Source organism: Streptomyces sp. T028 (assembly GCF_048159505.1).
Classification (GTDB): Bacteria; Actinomycetota; Actinomycetes; order Streptomycetales; family Streptomycetaceae; genus Streptomyces.
The window spans coordinates 142,102-157,971 of sequence record NZ_JBLRVZ010000021.1 but is presented as its reverse complement, the minus strand read 5'-3'; the positions used below and the strand labels follow the sequence as shown (position 1 = coordinate 157,971).

The 15,870-nt window shown below is 71.4% G+C and carries 16 protein-coding genes, 2 pseudogenes and 1 riboswitch; of the genes and pseudogenes, 9 read left to right on the top strand and 9 right to left on the bottom strand.

Annotation, left to right across the window (positions count from 1 at the left end):
- Nucleotide 1: 1 nt before the first annotated feature.
- The 4 genes and pseudogenes from ACLZN2_RS21620 to ACLZN2_RS21605 all read right to left on the bottom strand — a co-directional run.
- On the bottom strand, nt 2–283 hold the full coding sequence (locus ACLZN2_RS21620) for an SHOCT domain-containing protein (protein ID WP_416980487.1): 282 nt from the start codon (nt 281–283) through the stop codon (nt 2–4).
- A gap of 253 nt (nt 284–536) precedes the next feature.
- Nucleotides 537–2,009: a glycoside hydrolase family 3 C-terminal domain-containing protein gene (locus ACLZN2_RS21615; protein ID WP_416980485.1), complete on the bottom strand. Its 1,473-nt coding sequence runs from the start codon at nt 2,007–2,009 to the stop codon at nt 537–539.
- A gap of 97 nt (nt 2,010–2,106) precedes the next feature.
- Nucleotides 2,107–2,460 carry an extracellular solute-binding protein gene (locus ACLZN2_RS21610; RefSeq protein ID WP_416980483.1) on the bottom strand — a complete coding sequence of 118 codons (354 nt, stop codon included), beginning with the start codon at nt 2,458–2,460 and terminating at the stop codon, nt 2,107–2,109.
- A 17-nt stretch (nt 2,461–2,477) separates the two neighbouring features.
- A pseudogene (locus tag ACLZN2_RS21605) lies at nt 2,478–2,849 on the bottom strand (extracellular solute-binding protein); the annotation flags it as partial.
- A gap of 299 nt (nt 2,850–3,148) precedes the next feature.
- A riboswitch (cobalamin riboswitch) is annotated at nt 3,149–3,228 on the top strand.
- 61 nt (nt 3,229–3,289) lie between these two features.
- Here ACLZN2_RS21605 and ACLZN2_RS21600 point away from each other — a divergent pair.
- Nucleotides 3,290–3,520 carry a CbtB domain-containing protein gene (locus tag ACLZN2_RS21600; protein ID WP_416980481.1) on the top strand — a complete coding sequence of 77 codons (231 nt, stop codon included), beginning with the start codon at nt 3,290–3,292 and terminating at the stop codon, nt 3,518–3,520.
- A gap of 19 nt (nt 3,521–3,539) precedes the next feature.
- A complete protein-coding gene (locus ACLZN2_RS21595; RefSeq protein WP_416980479.1) occupies nt 3,540–4,289 on the top strand; it encodes a CbtA family protein in 750 nt (249 codons plus the stop codon).
- A 46-nt stretch (nt 4,290–4,335) separates the two neighbouring features.
- On the opposite strand, the gene ACLZN2_RS21590 is transcribed toward ACLZN2_RS21595, so the two are convergent.
- The 3 genes from ACLZN2_RS21590 to ACLZN2_RS21580 all read right to left on the bottom strand — a co-directional run bounded on the left by ACLZN2_RS21590 (nt 4,336) and on the right by ACLZN2_RS21580 (nt 7,753).
- On the bottom strand, nt 4,336–4,929 hold the full coding sequence (locus ACLZN2_RS21590; RefSeq protein ID WP_416980477.1) for a histidine phosphatase family protein: 594 nt from the start codon (nt 4,927–4,929) through the stop codon (nt 4,336–4,338).
- Between the two features lie 110 nt (nt 4,930–5,039).
- A complete protein-coding gene (gene katG, locus ACLZN2_RS21585; protein ID WP_416980475.1) occupies nt 5,040–7,232 on the bottom strand; it encodes a catalase/peroxidase HPI in 2,193 nt (730 codons plus the stop codon).
- Between the two features lie 59 nt (nt 7,233–7,291).
- Nucleotides 7,292–7,753, bottom strand: a complete 462-nt coding sequence (locus ACLZN2_RS21580; RefSeq protein ID WP_416980473.1) for a Fur family transcriptional regulator — start codon at nt 7,751–7,753, stop codon at nt 7,292–7,294.
- A gap of 162 nt (nt 7,754–7,915) precedes the next feature.
- Here ACLZN2_RS21580 and ACLZN2_RS21575 point away from each other — a divergent pair, with 162 nt between their 5' ends.
- Both ACLZN2_RS21575 and ACLZN2_RS21570 read left to right on the top strand, forming a co-directional pair.
- Nucleotides 7,916–8,539 (top strand): TetR/AcrR family transcriptional regulator, encoded by a 624-nt coding sequence (locus ACLZN2_RS21575; protein WP_416980471.1) that lies wholly within the window; start codon nt 7,916–7,918, stop codon nt 8,537–8,539.
- Nucleotides 8,540–8,732: 193 nt separating this feature from the next.
- Entirely contained in the window at nt 8,733–9,728 is a 996-nt protein-coding gene (locus ACLZN2_RS21570; RefSeq protein ID WP_416980588.1) for an MFS transporter, read from the top strand.
- 373 nt (nt 9,729–10,101) lie between these two features.
- Here ACLZN2_RS21570 and ACLZN2_RS21565 read toward each other — a convergent pair whose 3' ends face one another.
- Nucleotides 10,102–10,653 carry a MarR family winged helix-turn-helix transcriptional regulator gene (locus tag ACLZN2_RS21565; protein ID WP_416980469.1) on the bottom strand — a complete coding sequence of 184 codons (552 nt, stop codon included), beginning with the start codon at nt 10,651–10,653 and terminating at the stop codon, nt 10,102–10,104.
- Nucleotides 10,654–10,777: 124 nt separating this feature from the next.
- On the opposite strand from ACLZN2_RS21565, the gene ACLZN2_RS21560 reads away from it, so the two are divergent.
- Nucleotides 10,778–11,293, top strand: coding sequence for a YceI family protein (locus ACLZN2_RS21560; RefSeq protein ID WP_416980467.1), 516 nt, complete (start codon nt 10,778–10,780; stop codon nt 11,291–11,293).
- A gap of 29 nt (nt 11,294–11,322) precedes the next feature.
- On the opposite strand, the pseudogene ACLZN2_RS21555 reads toward ACLZN2_RS21560, so the two are convergent.
- A pseudogene (locus tag ACLZN2_RS21555) lies at nt 11,323–12,705 on the bottom strand (hypothetical protein).
- Between the two features lie 170 nt (nt 12,706–12,875).
- Between ACLZN2_RS21555 and ACLZN2_RS21550 the strand changes: the two are divergent.
- The 4 genes from ACLZN2_RS21550 (at nt 12,876) to ACLZN2_RS21535 (ending at nt 15,641) form a co-directional block, all read left to right on the top strand.
- Nucleotides 12,876–13,256, top strand: coding sequence for a cell division protein SepF (locus ACLZN2_RS21550; protein ID WP_416980465.1), 381 nt, complete (start codon nt 12,876–12,878; stop codon nt 13,254–13,256).
- A 116-nt stretch (nt 13,257–13,372) separates the two neighbouring features.
- Nucleotides 13,373–14,548 carry an ATP-binding protein gene (locus ACLZN2_RS21545; RefSeq protein WP_416980463.1) on the top strand — a complete coding sequence of 392 codons (1,176 nt, stop codon included), beginning with the start codon at nt 13,373–13,375 and terminating at the stop codon, nt 14,546–14,548.
- On the top strand, nt 14,545–14,871 hold the full coding sequence (locus tag ACLZN2_RS21540; RefSeq protein WP_416980461.1) for a nucleotide pyrophosphohydrolase: 327 nt from the start codon (nt 14,545–14,547) through the stop codon (nt 14,869–14,871). Before ACLZN2_RS21545 ends, ACLZN2_RS21540 begins: the two co-directional genes overlap by 4 nt.
- 260 nt (nt 14,872–15,131) lie before the next feature.
- Nucleotides 15,132–15,641: a DUF6099 family protein gene (locus tag ACLZN2_RS21535; RefSeq protein WP_416980459.1), complete on the top strand. Its 510-nt coding sequence runs from the start codon at nt 15,132–15,134 to the stop codon at nt 15,639–15,641.
- Nucleotides 15,642–15,870: the final 229 nt, after the last annotated feature.

Here is a 15,870-nt window from a genome sequence, read left to right as displayed (position 1 = left end):
GTCACCTCTTGGTGAGAGGGCCGGAGCGCAGGGCGTCGCTGCGGCGCCGGTACTCCTCTTCGTCGATCTCCCCGCGGGCGAACCGCTCGTCGAGGATCTGCTGCGGTGTGGGTGCGGTGGGTGTGCTGGGTGCGCTGGGGGTGTGGGTGTGTTCGTGGGGCTGGCTTGCGGCACGGAAGATCAGGACAAGGGCTGTGATGATCAGCGCCCAGAACAGGACCATGCCGATCGACATTCCGAACCAGCCCCACCCGCTGACGTCGTGGTCGTACCAGAACATCATCGCTACTCACCTGCTTCGGCTCTGCACGGCGGAGGGCTGCCCTCACCTTCGATTGTTCCCTTCCACGTCCGGTCGTCACGGGGCCGGACGGTCCAGGACGGGTGGGCCGGTCAGCCCGGATGCCGGTGGTCGCAGGTCACCGCCGGCCGACGGCCCACGGCGTCAACTCCCGGGGAACACCCTCGTGCGAAACGCTTTCGGAAACGTGCTCGTGACACGGCGGTACCGCGTCCCAATACTGACTCCAGCCGCCTCAGGACACGCATTGAGCCGCATTCGTCATGCGTGTTCCCCCGTCTTTCCCTGAACAGCGGGGCGCGAAAGGGTTTCGGTATTCATGAAGAAATGGGCGAGAAACTGTCTCGCGGCCGTGACAGCCGGCACCATGGGCCTGGCATTCGCCATGGCCTCCGCCTGGAACGCGTCGGCATATCAGCCGAGCACCGCCAACCTGTACGTCGCGGCGAATCCCGCCGCCTGCAACAAGAACCCCTGTGTGCTCTACCCGAAGTCCGCCCAGCTGCCCAGCGGCCGGATCGCGGCGACCTTCGAGGACAGTGAGAGCGCGCCGGTGGGGCAGACGATGCCCGTCTACAAGAGCGACGACCACGGCACCAGCTGGTCGAAACTCGCCGACTTCGAGGCACCCGCGTACATGTCCGGTGACTCGCAGTACGCGAAGTACACGAGCAACTGGACGAACCCCTGTCTCTACGTCCTCCCGCAGAAGGTCGGGAACCTCGCCGAGGGCACCCTCCTGCTCGCGAGCGTCGTCTCCGGCGACGACTACTACTACCAGGAGCAGAAGGCCGCGAACTCCAGCTGGACGCCCTCCGGCGACGGCGACCGCAAGGACGTCGCCCTCGCCCTGTACGCGCTGTCCGGCGGGGGAGTGGGGGATCTGCACGGGCAGCTTTCCGCTGAAGTTCGCGGTGTCCGCCAGGAGTTCGGCGACCGCCCGCCCGCCCTCCTCGCCCGGCAGGAAGACCTGCGCCAGGGCCGCCGTACCGGACGCGAACCGGCCCACGGCGTACGGCCGCCCGCTGCCGACCACCAGCATGACAGGGGTCCCCGTCGCCAGCACGGCCTCCACGAGTTCCTCCTGCACCCCGGGCAGCCGCAGGTCCTCCACGTCACAGCCCTCGCCCGAGGTGCCGATGCCGAACATGCCGGCCTTGTCGCCGACGACCACCACGGCGACGTCGGCCCCGGCGGCGGCCGCGACCGCACCCGCGATCCCGGACCGGTCCGCCTCCCGCACCGGGCAGCCCTGGGCGAACTCCCACCGCACACCCGGGAGTTCGGCGGCCAGCGCGGTGCGCAGCGACATCGCCTCGACCCCGTCGCCGAGGTCCTCGCGGTCGGAGAGGACATGGTTGGGGAAGCTGTAGCAGCCGAACATCGTGCGGACGTCGTCGGCGCACGGCCCGATCAGCGTGATACGCCCGGCGGAAGGCAGCGGCAGGCCCCCGGCGTTCGCCAGCAGCACGGCGCTCGACCGCGCGACCGCGTGGGCCAGCCGCCGGTTCTCCGGCTTGTCCAGCTCCAGCTCCCCCGCGCGCAGCGCGGCCGGCACCGGATCCCAGTCGGCGTCGAGCAGCCCGAGCGCGAGCTTCTGCCGCAGCACCCGGCGCACCGCCCGGTCGACGTCCGCCTCGTCGGCCTTCCCGGCGCGCACGGCCTCCACCAGCGCCGCACCGAAGCCGCGCTGGTCCGGCAGTTCCACGTCCAGGCCCGCCCACAGCGCCAGTCCCCGGCGCCGTCCACGACCATCGCCTCGAACAGCGAACGCGGTACGTCCCGCAGGAAGCTGACCAGGATCATCACCGTGACCGGCAGCGCGAACGCCGCCGAGGGCAGCACGAGGGGTTGCCGACGATCGCCTTCGGGTCGCCCGCGCCGCCGGACACCGCCGGGAAGGCGACATAACCGAGGTCGTTCTTCACGAAGTCCGGCGCGGCCTTGACCAGGTTGGCGTACTCCCAGGTGCCCATCAGCTCCATGCCGGCCTTGCCGGTGTAGAGGAGGGCGGTGGAGGCGCCCTGGTCGTAGGCGACGGAGGAGGCGTTGTCGCCGAACGCGGCCGCCTTCGCGAGCTCCTGCAGGCGGGTGTTGGCCTCGGTGACCGCCGGGTCCTTCCAGGCCGTGGCGTCACCGGCGGCGATCTTCTCGAACACCTGGGCGCCGCCTTCAGGACCTTCTTGTTGTAGTAGAGGACGACCGGGGCCAGCCCGTTGGCCGGTATGCCGTAGACCTTGCTGCTGAACGTGGCGCTCTGCAGCACGCTCGGCGTGAACCGCTCCAGACCCACCTGGGAGTCGGTCAGGGCGTCGACCTTGCCCGCCTTGACGTAGTCGTTCAGCGCGCCGCCGCCCCAGCCGAAGAAGATGTCCGGGGCCTGGTCCGCGCCGAACGCCACGCACAGCTTCTGCTTGTAGTCGTCGTTGGCGAACAGCCGCAGGGTGATCTTCTCGTCCGCCGTCGCGGTGACCGCGGCCAGGACCGCGCGTCGCGTTCTCGGAAGGGAGCGAGTGCCCGAAGGTCCGAGGACCGGGATTCCGCGCATGCTGTGCCTCTCTTCTTCTCGGCATGCTCGGCATGCCCTGTGCGTTCGGCAGGCGGCCGGGCGGCTCGCACGAAAGGTTTTCGATCACCTTCGCCGCGCACGGCCCGCCTGCTGGACCGGGACACTGGCACGGCCGTCACAGCCAGGACAAGGAGGGGAAAACCGCCGGTTACGAAACATTTTCGCGAGACCGGGGCAGACCGGTCGGGGGCAGGAGACCAGGATCACGTCGGCTCGTGCGGTATTGGCCAGTTCGGCCGGGCAGGGTACCTTCACTCTGATATCGACGACGGAAACACGGAAGCCGGTGGAAATCCGGCACGGTCGCGCCACTGTGAACGGTGCGCTCCCCTCCGCGGGGGCGGGCCGCGAGTCAGACCCGGGGCCGTCGTCCTGTGCACCACCGAGATGGGACGCGAACTCCCAGAGGAGGCCCTGCCATGGCGCAGCACGTCGCCCAGCCGACCACCGCCGCACCCGCCGTTCCGGCCGTTCCCGAAAAGCTGCCGCTGAAGGACATCGCCCCCTGGGCCGTCTTCTTCGGCATCCTCATGCTCGTCCTGCTGTACTTCGTCGGCGCCGAGCAGGGCGCCACCTCCGTCGTCTCCGGCGAGGGAGTCCACGAGTGGGTGCACGACGCCCGCCACCTGCTCGGCTTCCCCTGCCACTGACGAGGGACGCCGCACCGCCATGAACTCCGCAACCGTGCGAAACCTTCTCGTGCGGGGCATGCTCGCCGGCCTCGCGGCCGGCGTGCTCGCCCTCGTCGTCGCCTACTTCCTGGGCGAGCCCAGCGTCGACAGCGCCATCGGCTACGAGGAGTCCCACGCCGCCGCCCACGAGCACGAGGTCGAACTCGTCTCCCGCTCCCTGCAGTCCACCGCCGGTCTCGCCACCGGCGTTCTGGTCTACGGGGTCGCCTTCGGCGGCATCGCCGCCCTCGCCTACTGCTTCGCCCTCGGCCGGATCGGCCGCTTCGGCCCCCGCGCCACGGCGCTGCTGCTCTCGGGGGCCGCGCTGCTCGCCGTGTACGTCGTACCGTTCCTGAAGTACCCGGCCAACCCGCCCGCCGTCGGCGACCACGACACCATCTCCCAGCGCACCACGCTGTTCTTCCTGATGATGCTGCTCGGTGTGCTCCTCGCGATCGCCGCGGTGATCACCGGCAAGCGGCTCGCGCCGAGGCTCGGCACCTGGTACGCCACCGTCGTCGCCGTGCTCGGCTTCGTCGCCCTGATCGGTCTGGCGTACGCGTTCCTGCCCGCCGTCAACGAGGTCCCGGCGGACTTCCCGGCCACCGTGCTGTGGCGGTTCCGCCTCTCCACCCTCGCCCTGCAGATCACGCTGTGGACGGGCTTCGGCCTCGTCTTCGGCGAACTGGCCGAACGGCTCCTGAACCCGAGGCCCGCGAGGGTGCCGGCGGTGGCCGTCACGCAGTAGACCGGCCCGACCGGCACAGGGCCCCCGGATCCGTCCGGGGGCCCTGTCATGCGGACTGTCCTTCGGCGGGGTCGGGCCCCAGGGCCTGCCCGAGCCGTACGTTCCACCGGCCGTCGCGCCCGCTGACCGAGGTGGCCGTCAGCGGCGGTACGTCGAGCCGCCAGAAGGCCGCCGCGGGCGCCCCCAGCACCTCCGTCACCACGGCCCGTACGATCTCCGGCTCGACCACCACGACGGTGTGACCGTCCGTCTCCGACGCCGCCCGCAGCCAGTCGCCCACCCGTGCGCACAGGTCCACCACGGACTCCCCGCCGTGCGGCGCCGACTGCGGATCGGCCATCCAGCGGCCCACCTCCTGCGGCTCGGCGGCGCCGGCCTCGGCGAGGGTCAGCCCCCGCCAGCGCCCCACGTCCAGCCCCGCCAGCGGCTCCTCCTCGACCCCGTCGAGACCGAGGGCGGCCGCCGTCTCCCGGCAGCGCGCACTGGGCGAGACCACGACCCGAACGGCGGGAGGCAGGGACCCGGCGGCGGCCCGCGCCCGTGCCCGCCCGCCCGCGTCGAGCGAGCACCCGTCGTCGAAACGGGCCTGACGCAGGGAGTCGTTCATCGCGGGCGAGACGAAGGTGACACGGCTGGTCACGGGAGGGCTCCTTCGCTGTTCGGGGGCGATACCCGCAGACGCGACGGCGTCCGGGTCGACCGCGATGGCCGGCCCGGACGCCGCTCAGCTGCTTACCGGTCGAGCAGAGGTCAGACCAGGTCGAACCGGTCCAGGTTCGAGACCTTGACCCACGCCGCGACGAAGTCGTTCACGAACTTCTCCTTCGCGTCGTCGCTCGCGTAGACCTCGGCGAGGGCGCGCAGCTCGGAGTTGGAGCCGAAGACGAGGTCGGCACGGGTGCCGGTCCACTTCAGGTTGCCCTCGTCGTCGCGGCCCTCGAAGGTGTGCTGGTCCTCCGAGGTGGACTTCCAGGTCGTGCCCAGCTCGAGCAGGTTGACGAAGAAGTCGTTGGTCAGCACGCCCGGGGTGTCGGTGAACACGCCGTGCTTGGACTCGCCGCTGTTGGCGCCGAGGACACGCAGACCGCCGACGAGGACCGTCATCTCGGGGGCGCTCAGGGTGAGCAGGTTCGCCTTGTCGATCAGCAGGTACTCGGCCGGGAGGCGGGTGCCCTTGCCGGTGTAGTTGCGGAAGCCGTCCCAGTACGGCTCCAGCGCCGCGAACGACTCGGCGTCCGTGTGCTCGTCGGTCGCGTCGACACGGCCCGGCGTGAAGGGGACCTCCACGTCGACGCCGGCGTCCTTCGCGGCCTTCTCGATCGCGGCGGCACCGCCGAGGACGATCAGGTCGGCGACGGAGACCTTCTTGGCGCCGGAGTTGAACTCGGCCTGGACGCCCTCGATGACGCTGAGGACGTGACGGAGCTGGTCGGGGTCGTTCGCCTCCCAGCCGCGCTGCGGCTCCAGGCGGATACGGGCGCCGTTGGCACCGCCGCGCTTGTCGCTGCCGCGGAAGGTGGAGGCGGAGGCCCAGGCGGTGGAGACCAGCTGGGACACGGTCAGCCCGGACGCGAGGAGCTTCGCCTTGAGGGCCGTCACGTCGGCCGCGTCGATGGCCTCGCCCTCGGCCTCCGGCAGCGGGTCCTGCCAGATCAGGGTCTCCGCCGGGACCTCCGCGCCGAGGTACAGAGACTTCGGGCCCATGTCACGGTGGGTCAGCTTGAACCAGGCGCGGGCGAACGCGTCCGCGAACTGGTCCGGGTTCTCCAGGAAGCGGCGGGAGATCTGCTCGTAGACCGGGTCGAAGCGCAGCGCGAGGTCGGTGGTGAGCATGCCCGGCGCGATCTTCTTCGAGGCGTCGTGGGCGTCCGGCACCGTGCCCGCGCCCGCTCCGCCCTTCGGCGTCCACTGCTTGGCGCCGGCCGGGGACTCGGTCAGCTCCCACTCGAAGCTGAAGAGGTTCCAGAAGAAGTTGTTGCTCCACCTGGTCGGCGTGGAGGTCCAGGTGACCTCCAGGCCGGAGGTGATGGTGTCGCCGCCCTTGCCGGAGCCGTAGGTGCTGGCCCAGCCGAGGCCCTGCGCCTCGATCGCGGCGGCCTCGGGCTCGGCGCCCACGTTCTCCGCCGGGCCGGCGCCGTGGGTCTTGCCGAAGGTGTGGCCACCGGCGATGAGGGCGACGGTCTCCTCGTCGTTCATCGCCATGCGGCGGAAGGTCTCACGGATGTCGCGGGCCGCGGCGATCGGGTCCGGGTTGCCGTTGGGGCCCTCGGGGTTGACGTAGATGAGGCCCATCTGGACGGCGCCGAGCGGGTTCTCCAGGTCGCGGTCGCCGCTGTAGCGCTGGTCGTCCAGCCAGACCTTCTCGGGACCCCAGTAGACGTCCTCCTCGGCCTCCCAGACGTCGGCGCGGCCGCCGCCGAAGCCGAAGGTCTCGAAGCCCATCTGCTCCAGGGCCACGTTGCCGGTCAGGATCATCAGGTCGGCCCAGGAGATGCTCTGGCCGTACTTCTTCTTGACCGGCCACAGCAGACGGCGGGCCTTGTCCAGGTTGCCGTTGTCCGGCCAGCTGTTCAGCGGCGCGAAGCGCTGCTGGCCGGCGCCGGCGCCGCCGCGGCCGTCGGAGATGCGGTAGGTGCCCGCGCTGTGCCAGGCCATACGGATCATCAGCGGGCCGTAGTTGCCGAAGTCGGCCGGCCACCAGTCCTGCGACTCGGTCAGCACCGCGGCGATGTCCTGTTTGACGGCCGCCAGGTCGAGGTTGTTGAACGCCTCCGCGTAGTCGAAGTCCTCACCGAGCGGGTTCGCCACCGCGGGGTTCGTGGCGAGGATCTTCAGGTTGAGCCGCTCCGGCCACCACTGGCGGTTGCCACCGCCCTGGGTGGGGTGTGCCGCACGGTCGTGGGCGACCGGGCACTTCGCCTCGGACGAGGGGGTCTCAGACATGGGGGTTCCTTCCGAGCTGGGGGAAATCACGGTGCTGCTGCGGGAAATCGCGGTGTTGCTCAGGTACCGGCGGTGGAAGCGGTGTCAGCGGTGTCAGCGGTGGAACAGGCAGGGCACAGGCCCCAGTAGATGACCTCGGCCTCGTCGATGGCGAAGCCGTGGTCGTCGGACGCGGTGAGACAGGGGGTGTGACCGACCGCGCAGTCGACGTCGGCGACGACGCCGCACGAGCGGCACACGAGGTGGTGGTGGTTGTCCCCGACGCGTCCCTCGAACCGCGCGGGGCTGCCGGGCGGCTCGATACGGCGTACGAGTCCGGCCGCGGTCAGCGCGTGCAGCGCCTCGTACACGGCCTGTACGGAGATGTGGCCGACGCGGTCGCGCACTCCGGCCGCGATCGCCTCGACATCGAGGTGATCGCCGCCGCGGACGGTCTCGAGCAGCGCGACGCGGGCGGCCGTCACCCGCAGGCCGGCACCGCGCAGCTCATCGGCGACGGGGCGGGGCTGGGGTGTGGTCATGGGGACAACCTAGCGGGCTAAACACGAAGAGTTCAAGAAAGCGAGGGCGACAAGTTTGGAGTGTCGTTTCGCGGCCCGGGCCGGGCGGGGCCGTGCCAGAATGGGCGTCCATCGTCGACCCTCCGCCGTCCGCCGTCCGCACCGATCCACCGAGGTTCCGCCGTGACCAAGCCCGTGGCCCGCGAGCCGCAGCGCCGAAATTCGCGGTCCAACCGGGCGCGCATCCTCGAGACGGCCCGCCGTGAGCTCGGCCGGAACCCGGACGTCACCCTGGAGGAGCTGGCGCGCGCCTCCGGTGTCGTACGGCGCACTCTGTTCGGGCACTTCCCCGGGCGGGCCGCACTGCTGGAGGCGCTCGCGGAGGAGGCGTCCGAGACGCTGCGCGGGGTGCTGGCGACGACGAGTCCGCCGGAGGAACCGGCCGAGCGGGCGCTCGCGCACTTCGTGCGCCGTATCTGGCCCGTCGGCGACCGCTACCGGCTGCTGCTCTCGCTCGCCCGGCGCGATCTGGGCATGGAGCGCGTCGGTGAGATCCTGGCGCCGGCCCGTGACGAGGTCACGTCCATCCTGGAGCGCGGTCAGCGCGACGGCGTCTTCCACGCCCAGTTGCCGCCCGCCGTGCTGGCCGCGGGCCTGGAGGGTATGCACTTCGCCCTGCTGGAGCAGGTCAACACCGGTGCGCTGGAGGACGACGGTACCCGGACCGCCGTCATCACTCTCATCGCGGCCGGGGTGCCGGCCGAGCGGGCGGGCGCGGTGGTCGCGGAGACGGCCGCCCCGGAGTAAGAGGCGGCGCACATGTGTCGAAAAGGCCCTCCCTGAGGGCCCCTTCGGCGTTTCCGTACCCGCCCGCGACGAGAACCCGCCCCGTTATTTGCACGCGACTGGGCAATCAATTAGTCTGCACATCGGTGGGCAATTATCTCGTCGGGCCCTTCTCGTGCTCTGCCTGCGTCTCTGATTGACTTAGGGACCCCCAGTGTTCCTCAGGGATGTGAGCCAATCGCCTTCGTGTCCTGGTGCTGAACGGCGGGAGCCGTCAGTCCTCGTGACGCGTCCCTCCGGACGCTGGTCGGTGAGGTCTCGCGATCTCGCCGAGGAGGGTGCCCGACGTCGCCTGGGCGCCGAGCGCGCGTGTGACAGTCTGTCACGGTATGGCTACGCATCGCTAATCTGGCTGGTGAGCCTGCTGGTCTTCGCGGGCGGCTCGGTGGCGGGCAGCCTGGTCGACGAGACGTCCCTGGTCATCGCGGCCCGCGCGGTCATGGGTGTCGGCGCCGCGGTGGTCATGCCGGCCACGCTGTCGCTGCTGGTCGCGATGTTCCCCAGGCGGGAGCGGGCGCGGGCCGTCACCGCCTGGACCGCCACCTCCGGTCTCGCCATCGCCGTGGGCCCGCTGGTCGCCGACTGGCCGCTGGAGGACCACGCCTGGGGCTCGACCTTCCTGATCAACGTCCCCATCGCGGTCGTCGCCGTCCCCTCGGCGCCCTCGCCCTGGTGCCGCCGTCGAAGGCGGCGGGCATGGGCCGGATCGACTACGTCGGCGGACTGCTGTCGATCGTCTCGGTCGGCTCCCTGGTGTACGCCACGATCGAGGGCCCGCACTTCGGCTGGGGCGCCGGCCCGGTCACCGCGGCCGTGGTCGCCGCGGTGGGCCTGGTGGCCTTCGTCGTCTGGGAGCTGCGCCACCCGCACCCCATGCTGGACGTGCGCAAGTTCGCCGGGCGGCCGTTCAGCGGGTCGATGCGCGCGGTGCTGTTCTTCTTCTTCGGCACCTTCGGCTCGATCTATTACTCCACCCAGTTCCTGCGGTTCGTCCTCGGCTACGACGCGCTGGAGACCGGCGTACGGCTGCTGCCGCTGGCCGGTATGGCCATCGGCAGCGCGGGCGTCTTCCTGCTCACTCGGATCGAGACCGGCTCCACGTACACCGACTTCCTGCCCTCGCTGCTGCTCGGCTTCGCGATCGGGCTGAGCGTCTCCCCGGCCACCGACACGATCATGGGCTCCTTCCCCGAGTCGGAGCTGGGCGTCGGCGGCGGCGCCAACGACACCGCGCCGGACGGCGGCGGTATCGCGGTCGCCGAGCGGATCGCGACGAACCCGGCCGGCGGACCCCGGCAGGCCCAGGCCCTGATGGACGCCGTCCACGAGGCCTTCGCCCACAGCGTCGCCCAGACCAGCCTGATCGGCGGGATCATCATGGCCGTCGGCACGGTGATCGTCCTCGTGGTCCTCCCCGGCCGCAGGGCCTTCGGCGAGAGCCACGTCGGGGAACCGGCGCGGACCGAGCAGCCGAAGGAACTGGCGGACGCCAGGTAGGCGAGACGCGCCTCAGCCCTCGGTCCTCAGTCGGAAGCGCCGACGGGCTCCGCCTCCCCGTCGGCCCCCGCTTCCGCTCCCGTCCCCGCTTCCGTCCCCGTCCCGGGCACCAGCCCGCTCATCGCCGCGCACTGTTCCGGGCCCATGACATGGCCCAGTGCCGCGGTGACCGTCTCGGCGAGGGCGCCGGAGGCCTCGCGCAGGAGGGTGCGGGCCTTGTCGGTGAGGGCGATCTCGACGCCCCGCTTGTCGCCGCAGACGGAGCGGCGGGTGACCAGGCCGGTGTGCTGGAGGCAGGCGACCTGGTAGGTCAGCCGGGTCTTGGGGCGGCCCAGCAGCTCGGCGACCCGCGTCATGCGCAGGCCTTCCTCGGGATGCTCCGCCAGCAGGCACAGGACCAGGAACTCGTCGTGCGAGACGTCCAGCCGCTCCTTCACCACCGCCCGCAGCCGCTGCTCCACGGCCCCCGTCGCGGCGAGCAGCACCATCCAGGCGCGCAGCTCGGGCGGCAGCAGCCCGGTGCCCCGGGCGGACGGGCATGCGGGCAGGTCAGGGCTGTGCTCCTCGGGGTCGGCCATGCATCGAGTGTAACCGTGGTCCAATTTTGGACGACGGGGGTTGTTCAGTTTTGGATAGTCGGCTAGCGTCGAGTCATCCAAATTTGAATCACCCTGACTCACCCTCTGGAACAGGAAAACGACCATGACCGTCGCCGTGGAAACCGGACTGTGGACGCTCGACACCGCCGCCTCCGCCGTCGCCCTCAAGCACAAGACGATGTGGGGCCTGGTGACCGTGAAGGGCACCTTCGGTGCCGTGCGCGGCGGGGGAGAGGTGGCGGCCGACGGCTCCGCCACCGGCACGATCGCCCTGGACGCGGCCTCCCTCGACACGAAGAACGCCAAGCGTGACGAGCACCTGCGCGGTGCCGACTTCTTCGACGCCGCGAACCACCCCGAGATCACCTACGCCGTGCGGTCCGCCGAACTCCGCGGCGCCGACACGGTCCAGGTGTCCGGCCAGCTCACCGTGCGCGGCATCAGCCGGCCGCACTCCTTCACTGCGAAGCTGACCGGCGCGAGCGCCGACGCCGTCACGCTGGACGCCGAATTCACCGTCGACCGGGCCGAGTTCGGCATGGGCTGGAACCAGATGGGCATGATCAAGGGCCTGGCCACGATCACCGGCACGCTCCGCTTCACACGCGCGACCGCCTGACGTACCGTCACTTCACCGTCGTACGGCAGTCATACGGCAGGAGTCCGCAGGGCCGTCCCGACGTCCGCGCTCGACAGCGTCTGCGGATCCGCCGTGAAGGCGCGCAGCCTGATCCGTACGCTCGGCCGGGGAAGGCGGAACGTCCCCTTCGGCGGCCGGAGTTCGTAACGGGCCGTGGTGTGGGCGGGCAGGATGCGCGGCCCCGCGACCACGATCCAGTACGGGTCCATGCCCTGGCCGGTGGTGAGCGTGAAGTGCGGAGCGAGCGCGCTGCCGCCGGTGTTGGTGACCCGCACGGTCATCAGCGTCACGGCGGTCGCCGAGGCGTGCCGGGCCGCCGTCACCCGCATCCGCGGCGGGGGCGACCCGGTGGCCGCCGCCGTCGCGCTCGCCAGGGCGGGCAGCAGTACCAGAACGGCCGCGGCGACCCGCGCCGGATGCCGCCCCGGACCCGCGAGCATGCGGCGCGGTGACCGCGGACGCCAGCCACAACGGCGTCAGCATCAGGTATTGACGCCCTCGCCTGCGTGAACGCAGGTGATTCCGGTCAGCACCGCTACGCGGTGCTCCCTCGGGTTCCTGCTTCACCGGCCCCTGCCACCCGAGGGCGGTCTTGCAAGGCCTCCACAGGCCTGACTTCCCGCCCGTCCGGCGGTAGGTCCGCCAACTGTGTTGTCGGACAAGGCGACTTCAGCGGTGGCGCTGCGCTCCTGCGGGCCGTCCGGGCGAGGATGTCCTACACCTCCACCCTGAAGGGTGGAGAACTGGACAAGTGTCCGGTAACCGTCCCGGGGGCGCGCGGCCAGCAGGAACGGCACCACGAACCAGGACAGTTGCTGTGCGGCGCAGGCCGCGCCCAGGCACGCCGCACGGGCCACGCCCGCCGGGCCGAGCGGCCCGCCCCGCCCGGTCCGCGGCCAGCGCACCACCGCCGGCAGCAGCAGCGCCAGCGCGAGGATCGCCGGGTAGCCCTGCCGCCCGTACATCGGCAGGAACGAGAAGCCGAGGCACGCCGTGGTCGCGGCCGGCCGACACGGCGCGGGCAGCATCCGCGGAAGTCGTACCCGCCGTACACGGTCGGTGTGAGGGCGGCCGTGCCGTGGCCGAACAGCCAGGGACACGGCCGGTCGTAGACGGGGCGCCCGGCGGCGATCTCGTGGGCGGCCCGGGTGGTGAGCACCGCGCCTCGTCGCCGCCCTGGCGGTACACCGCCCAGGCGCACAGCACCAGGACCACGGCGGTGACCAGCACACCAGGATCGACGCGTAACAGACCGAGATGACGGCGGCCACGACGACCTTGTGGCTCGCGGCCGTCGACCACACCGAGCGGGTGCCGATGAAGAGACTGACGGCGGAGAGCAGGGTCAGCACGCGATGCCACTGCGCGGGGGGTTCCGGGAGGGCGGACACCGCCGACCGTGTCCGCCGACCGGGTGTCACCAGCGAGGTATCTGGGGTAAGAAGCGCCGGTGGGACGCCCGAACCGGTCGCCGTCCGTGTCGTTGTTGGGCCGAACGGGTGACTTGGCGTAAGAATTGGCTGGTGCAGGCATTGAGTGCGAGTCAGTTCGGGGGGAGCCGGTGAACCGGTACGACGTCACCGATGAACAGTGGGAAGGGCTCGCCCAGGTCGTTCCCTTGCGGGGCCGGGACGCGTGGCCGTCGGCGGTGAATCACCGCTCGCTCCCCGACGACGTCACGGAGACCCGGCGGCGCTTCGTCGTGCTGCGGGTCAACGTCTTCGCCGACGCCCGCGAGGTCGCCGAGACACTGATGGCCGGCATCCCGGTCCTCCTCGACCTCAGCAGCGCGGAGACCGAGGTCGCCAAACGCGTCCTCGACTTCTCCACCGGCGTCGTCTTCGGCCTCGCCAGCGGCATGCACCGCGTCGACCGCAACGTCTTCCTCCTCACCCCACCGGGCACCGAGGTGAGCGGGATCATGGAGGGCGCGGGGGTCTGACGGGGCGGCGCTGCCCGTGAGGCGGCGGGGGGTGTCAGCCGGGCGTGTCGCTCGATCGTGGGAAGTCGGCGGGGCCGGAACGGTTCGCCCGGTGGACGCGGCCCTACGGTCCGGACATGACCGCGCCCCCCGCTTCGACCACTCCCGCCCACCCCGAGGGCTCGCCCGGCCCCGGTCGGCTCCTTCGGCCCTGTCTGACCGAGTTGCGGCTGGACGCGTTTGCCGGGCATCGGCGGGTTCGGTTGGCGTTGGGGGCGGTGACCGTGGTCGCGGGGGCCAGTGGGAGCGGGAAGACCACGGCGGTGCGGGCGTACGAGGCGCTGGCGCGGCTCGGCGGTGGGGCACGGGTCGCCGACGTGTTTCCCGATCCCCTTTCCTGTGTCCCTGAGCGGGCGCGCCCCGACGCCCAGCGGCGGCGCGGCTTCCGTATCGGCTGCACCGCCCACGGCCCCGCGGGCCAGGTCCGGCTCGATGTCGCCGTACAGGCCGAACCCGAGCTGCGGATCGTGGGGGAGCGGCTGAGCGGCGACGGGCTGGTGCTGCTGGAGACCGCGCTGCGGGATCCGGGACGCCGTACGGTGCAGGCCGCCTGGCACACCGGAGGAGCGGCGCCCGTCACCCGTGCGCCCCTCCCCGACGACCGCCTCGGCACCGCCCTGCTGCCACTGCGCGTCGCCGGCAGGACCGACGGGCAGCGGAAGGTGCTCGCCGCCGCCGAACAGATGGTGGTCGCGCTGCGGTCCGTCTTCGTCTGCGACCCCCAGCCGGAGTGGATGGGCGCCCCGGTGCCCACCGGCTCCGGACGGCTGCTCGGCGGCTGCGACAACCTCGCCGACGTGCTCTGGCGCACCCGCGAGGAGTGCGCCCGCCGGCACGCGCAACTGGTCGCCGCCCTCGACGCCGGCTGCGCCGGACAGGTCGTCGACCTGCGGGCGGAGCCCCTGCCCGACGGTACGGTCCGCGCGGTGCTCGACCGCGGCGACGGCACCGGCACGGAACTCGCCCGGCTCGGCTACGGCGAACTGCGCTACGTCGCCCTCGCCCTGGTCCTCCTCACCGGCCCCGGCGTCCTCGACCTGGACACGGCCGGCGAGGTGCCCTCAGCGATGCAGGCGCTCACCCTGCTCTGCGACAACCTCGACCGCGGCTTGGACGTACACCAGCGCGCGGGCCTGCTGAGGCTGGCCGTGCGCATGGCCGACCGCGGCCACATCCGTTGTGTCGCGGCGGTGAGCGACCCGTCGTACGCCGTCCGGACCGACGGGGTGACGGTGGTACACCTGGGAGGGTGACAGAACACCTGGACGTGGCGAAACTCCAGCGCAGGCTGGCCGAGTTCGCGGCCGCGCGGAACTGGCAGCCCTTCCACACCCCCAAGAACCTCGTCTCCGCGCTCAGCGTGGAGGCCTCCGAACTGGTCGAGATCTTTCAGTGGCTGACCCCCGAGGAGTCGGCGCGGGTCATGGACGACCCCGAGACCGCGCACCGGGTGAGCGACGAGGTCGCCGACGTCCTCGCCTATCTGCTGCAGTTGTGCGAGGTGCTCGGCATCGACCCGCTCGCCGCCCTGCACGCGAAGATCGACCGCAACGAACGCAGGTTTCCGGCGCCGTAGACCGACGGCGCCGTAGACCGCCGGGGCTGTGGACCGCCCGGGCTGTGGACAACTGCGGGACTCCCGCCGTCCGCTTTCACTCTCCGGAGTCGTTCACTGGCCCGAAACCGATTTGTTGTCCACAGATTTCCGTCTTCCTCTGGCTTTTCGCCCCACAGGCCTTCACTCTGGGTAGTGGAACGCTCTCTGTGCGCGAGGGCGGTGCGCAAGGGAGTTCGGGCGGACGTGCGAGGAGCACGTCGGACAGACGGGGGTGGCGCATGGACGCGGTGCGACTCATCCTGACCAGCAGGCACGCGCTCGCGGGCAGCGGGGAAAGAGCGGAGGTCCTCACGGAGGTCTGGCAGGCCCAGGCCCTGGCGCAGGCGATAGGGAGTCGTCTGGCCGTCTCGGGCCCGCCCGAACTGCGCGGCGAGGCCCTCGGACTGACCGAGCTGGCGGGCCGGGGCTGCGGGGTGCTGGACACCCCCGACCTCGACCACGCCGACCTGCGGGCCGCCCAGCTCACCGCGCTGGACGACGCCCGCGTGGCCCTGATCGACCTGGGCGGTCTGCTCGGCGAGGTCGGCATCGCCCTCGTCGCCGTCGCCAGCGCGGCGGACGACCAGGGCACGTACTGGCAGTGCATGGAGGCCATCGACGCGGCCGACGAGTCCAGGGACCGCGTCCTGGAGATGCTGCGCAAGCTGGCGGCGAGGGAGGAGCGGGAGGAGAGGGAGGTGCGGGAGGAGAGGAGTGAGAGGGAGGGGGTTGTGTTACCGGAGCGGTGACGTCCGGGGCCCGGGGGACCGCCGGGATCGACTCCACCTACGACACCCCCCATCGTGGCGAAGGCCCACGACCTCGGCACCACCGGCAAGCTCGGCGTCGGCGCCTGGAAACGGGCGGAGCGGTAGTCGGAAAATCGCACGCCCTCGCGCCCGCGGCTCTGTACGTTGGAGCTGCGCACAAGCGCACGACCAGCGCTTTCGCTCCTTCCCGACCCTTCGAGGCACCCAC

Excerpts from the sequence above, each read along its gene's own strand:
- ACLZN2_RS21560 (WP_416980467.1), top strand. The coding sequence starts at position 10,778 with ATGACCGTCGCCGTGGAAACCGGACTGTGGACGCTCGACACCGCCGCC.
- katG (WP_416980475.1), bottom strand. The coding sequence starts at position 7,232 with ATGTCTGAGACCCCCTCGTCCGAGGCGAAGTGCCCGGTCGCCCACGAC.
- ACLZN2_RS21565 (WP_416980469.1), bottom strand. The coding sequence starts at position 10,653 with ATGGCCGACCCCGAGGAGCACAGCCCTGACCTGCCCGCATGCCCGTCC.
- ACLZN2_RS21545 (WP_416980463.1), top strand. The coding sequence starts at position 13,373 with ATGACCGCGCCCCCCGCTTCGACCACTCCCGCCCACCCCGAGGGCTCG.
- ACLZN2_RS21620 (WP_416980487.1), bottom strand. The coding sequence starts at position 283 with ATGATGTTCTGGTACGACCACGACGTCAGCGGGTGGGGCTGGTTCGGA.
- ACLZN2_RS21535 (WP_416980459.1), top strand. The coding sequence starts at position 15,132 with ATGGACGCGGTGCGACTCATCCTGACCAGCAGGCACGCGCTCGCGGGC.
- ACLZN2_RS21595 (WP_416980479.1), top strand. The coding sequence starts at position 3,540 with ATGAACTCCGCAACCGTGCGAAACCTTCTCGTGCGGGGCATGCTCGCC.
- ACLZN2_RS21580 (WP_416980473.1), bottom strand. The coding sequence starts at position 7,753 with ATGACCACACCCCAGCCCCGCCCCGTCGCCGATGAGCTGCGCGGTGCC.
- ACLZN2_RS21600 (WP_416980481.1), top strand. The coding sequence starts at position 3,290 with ATGGCGCAGCACGTCGCCCAGCCGACCACCGCCGCACCCGCCGTTCCG.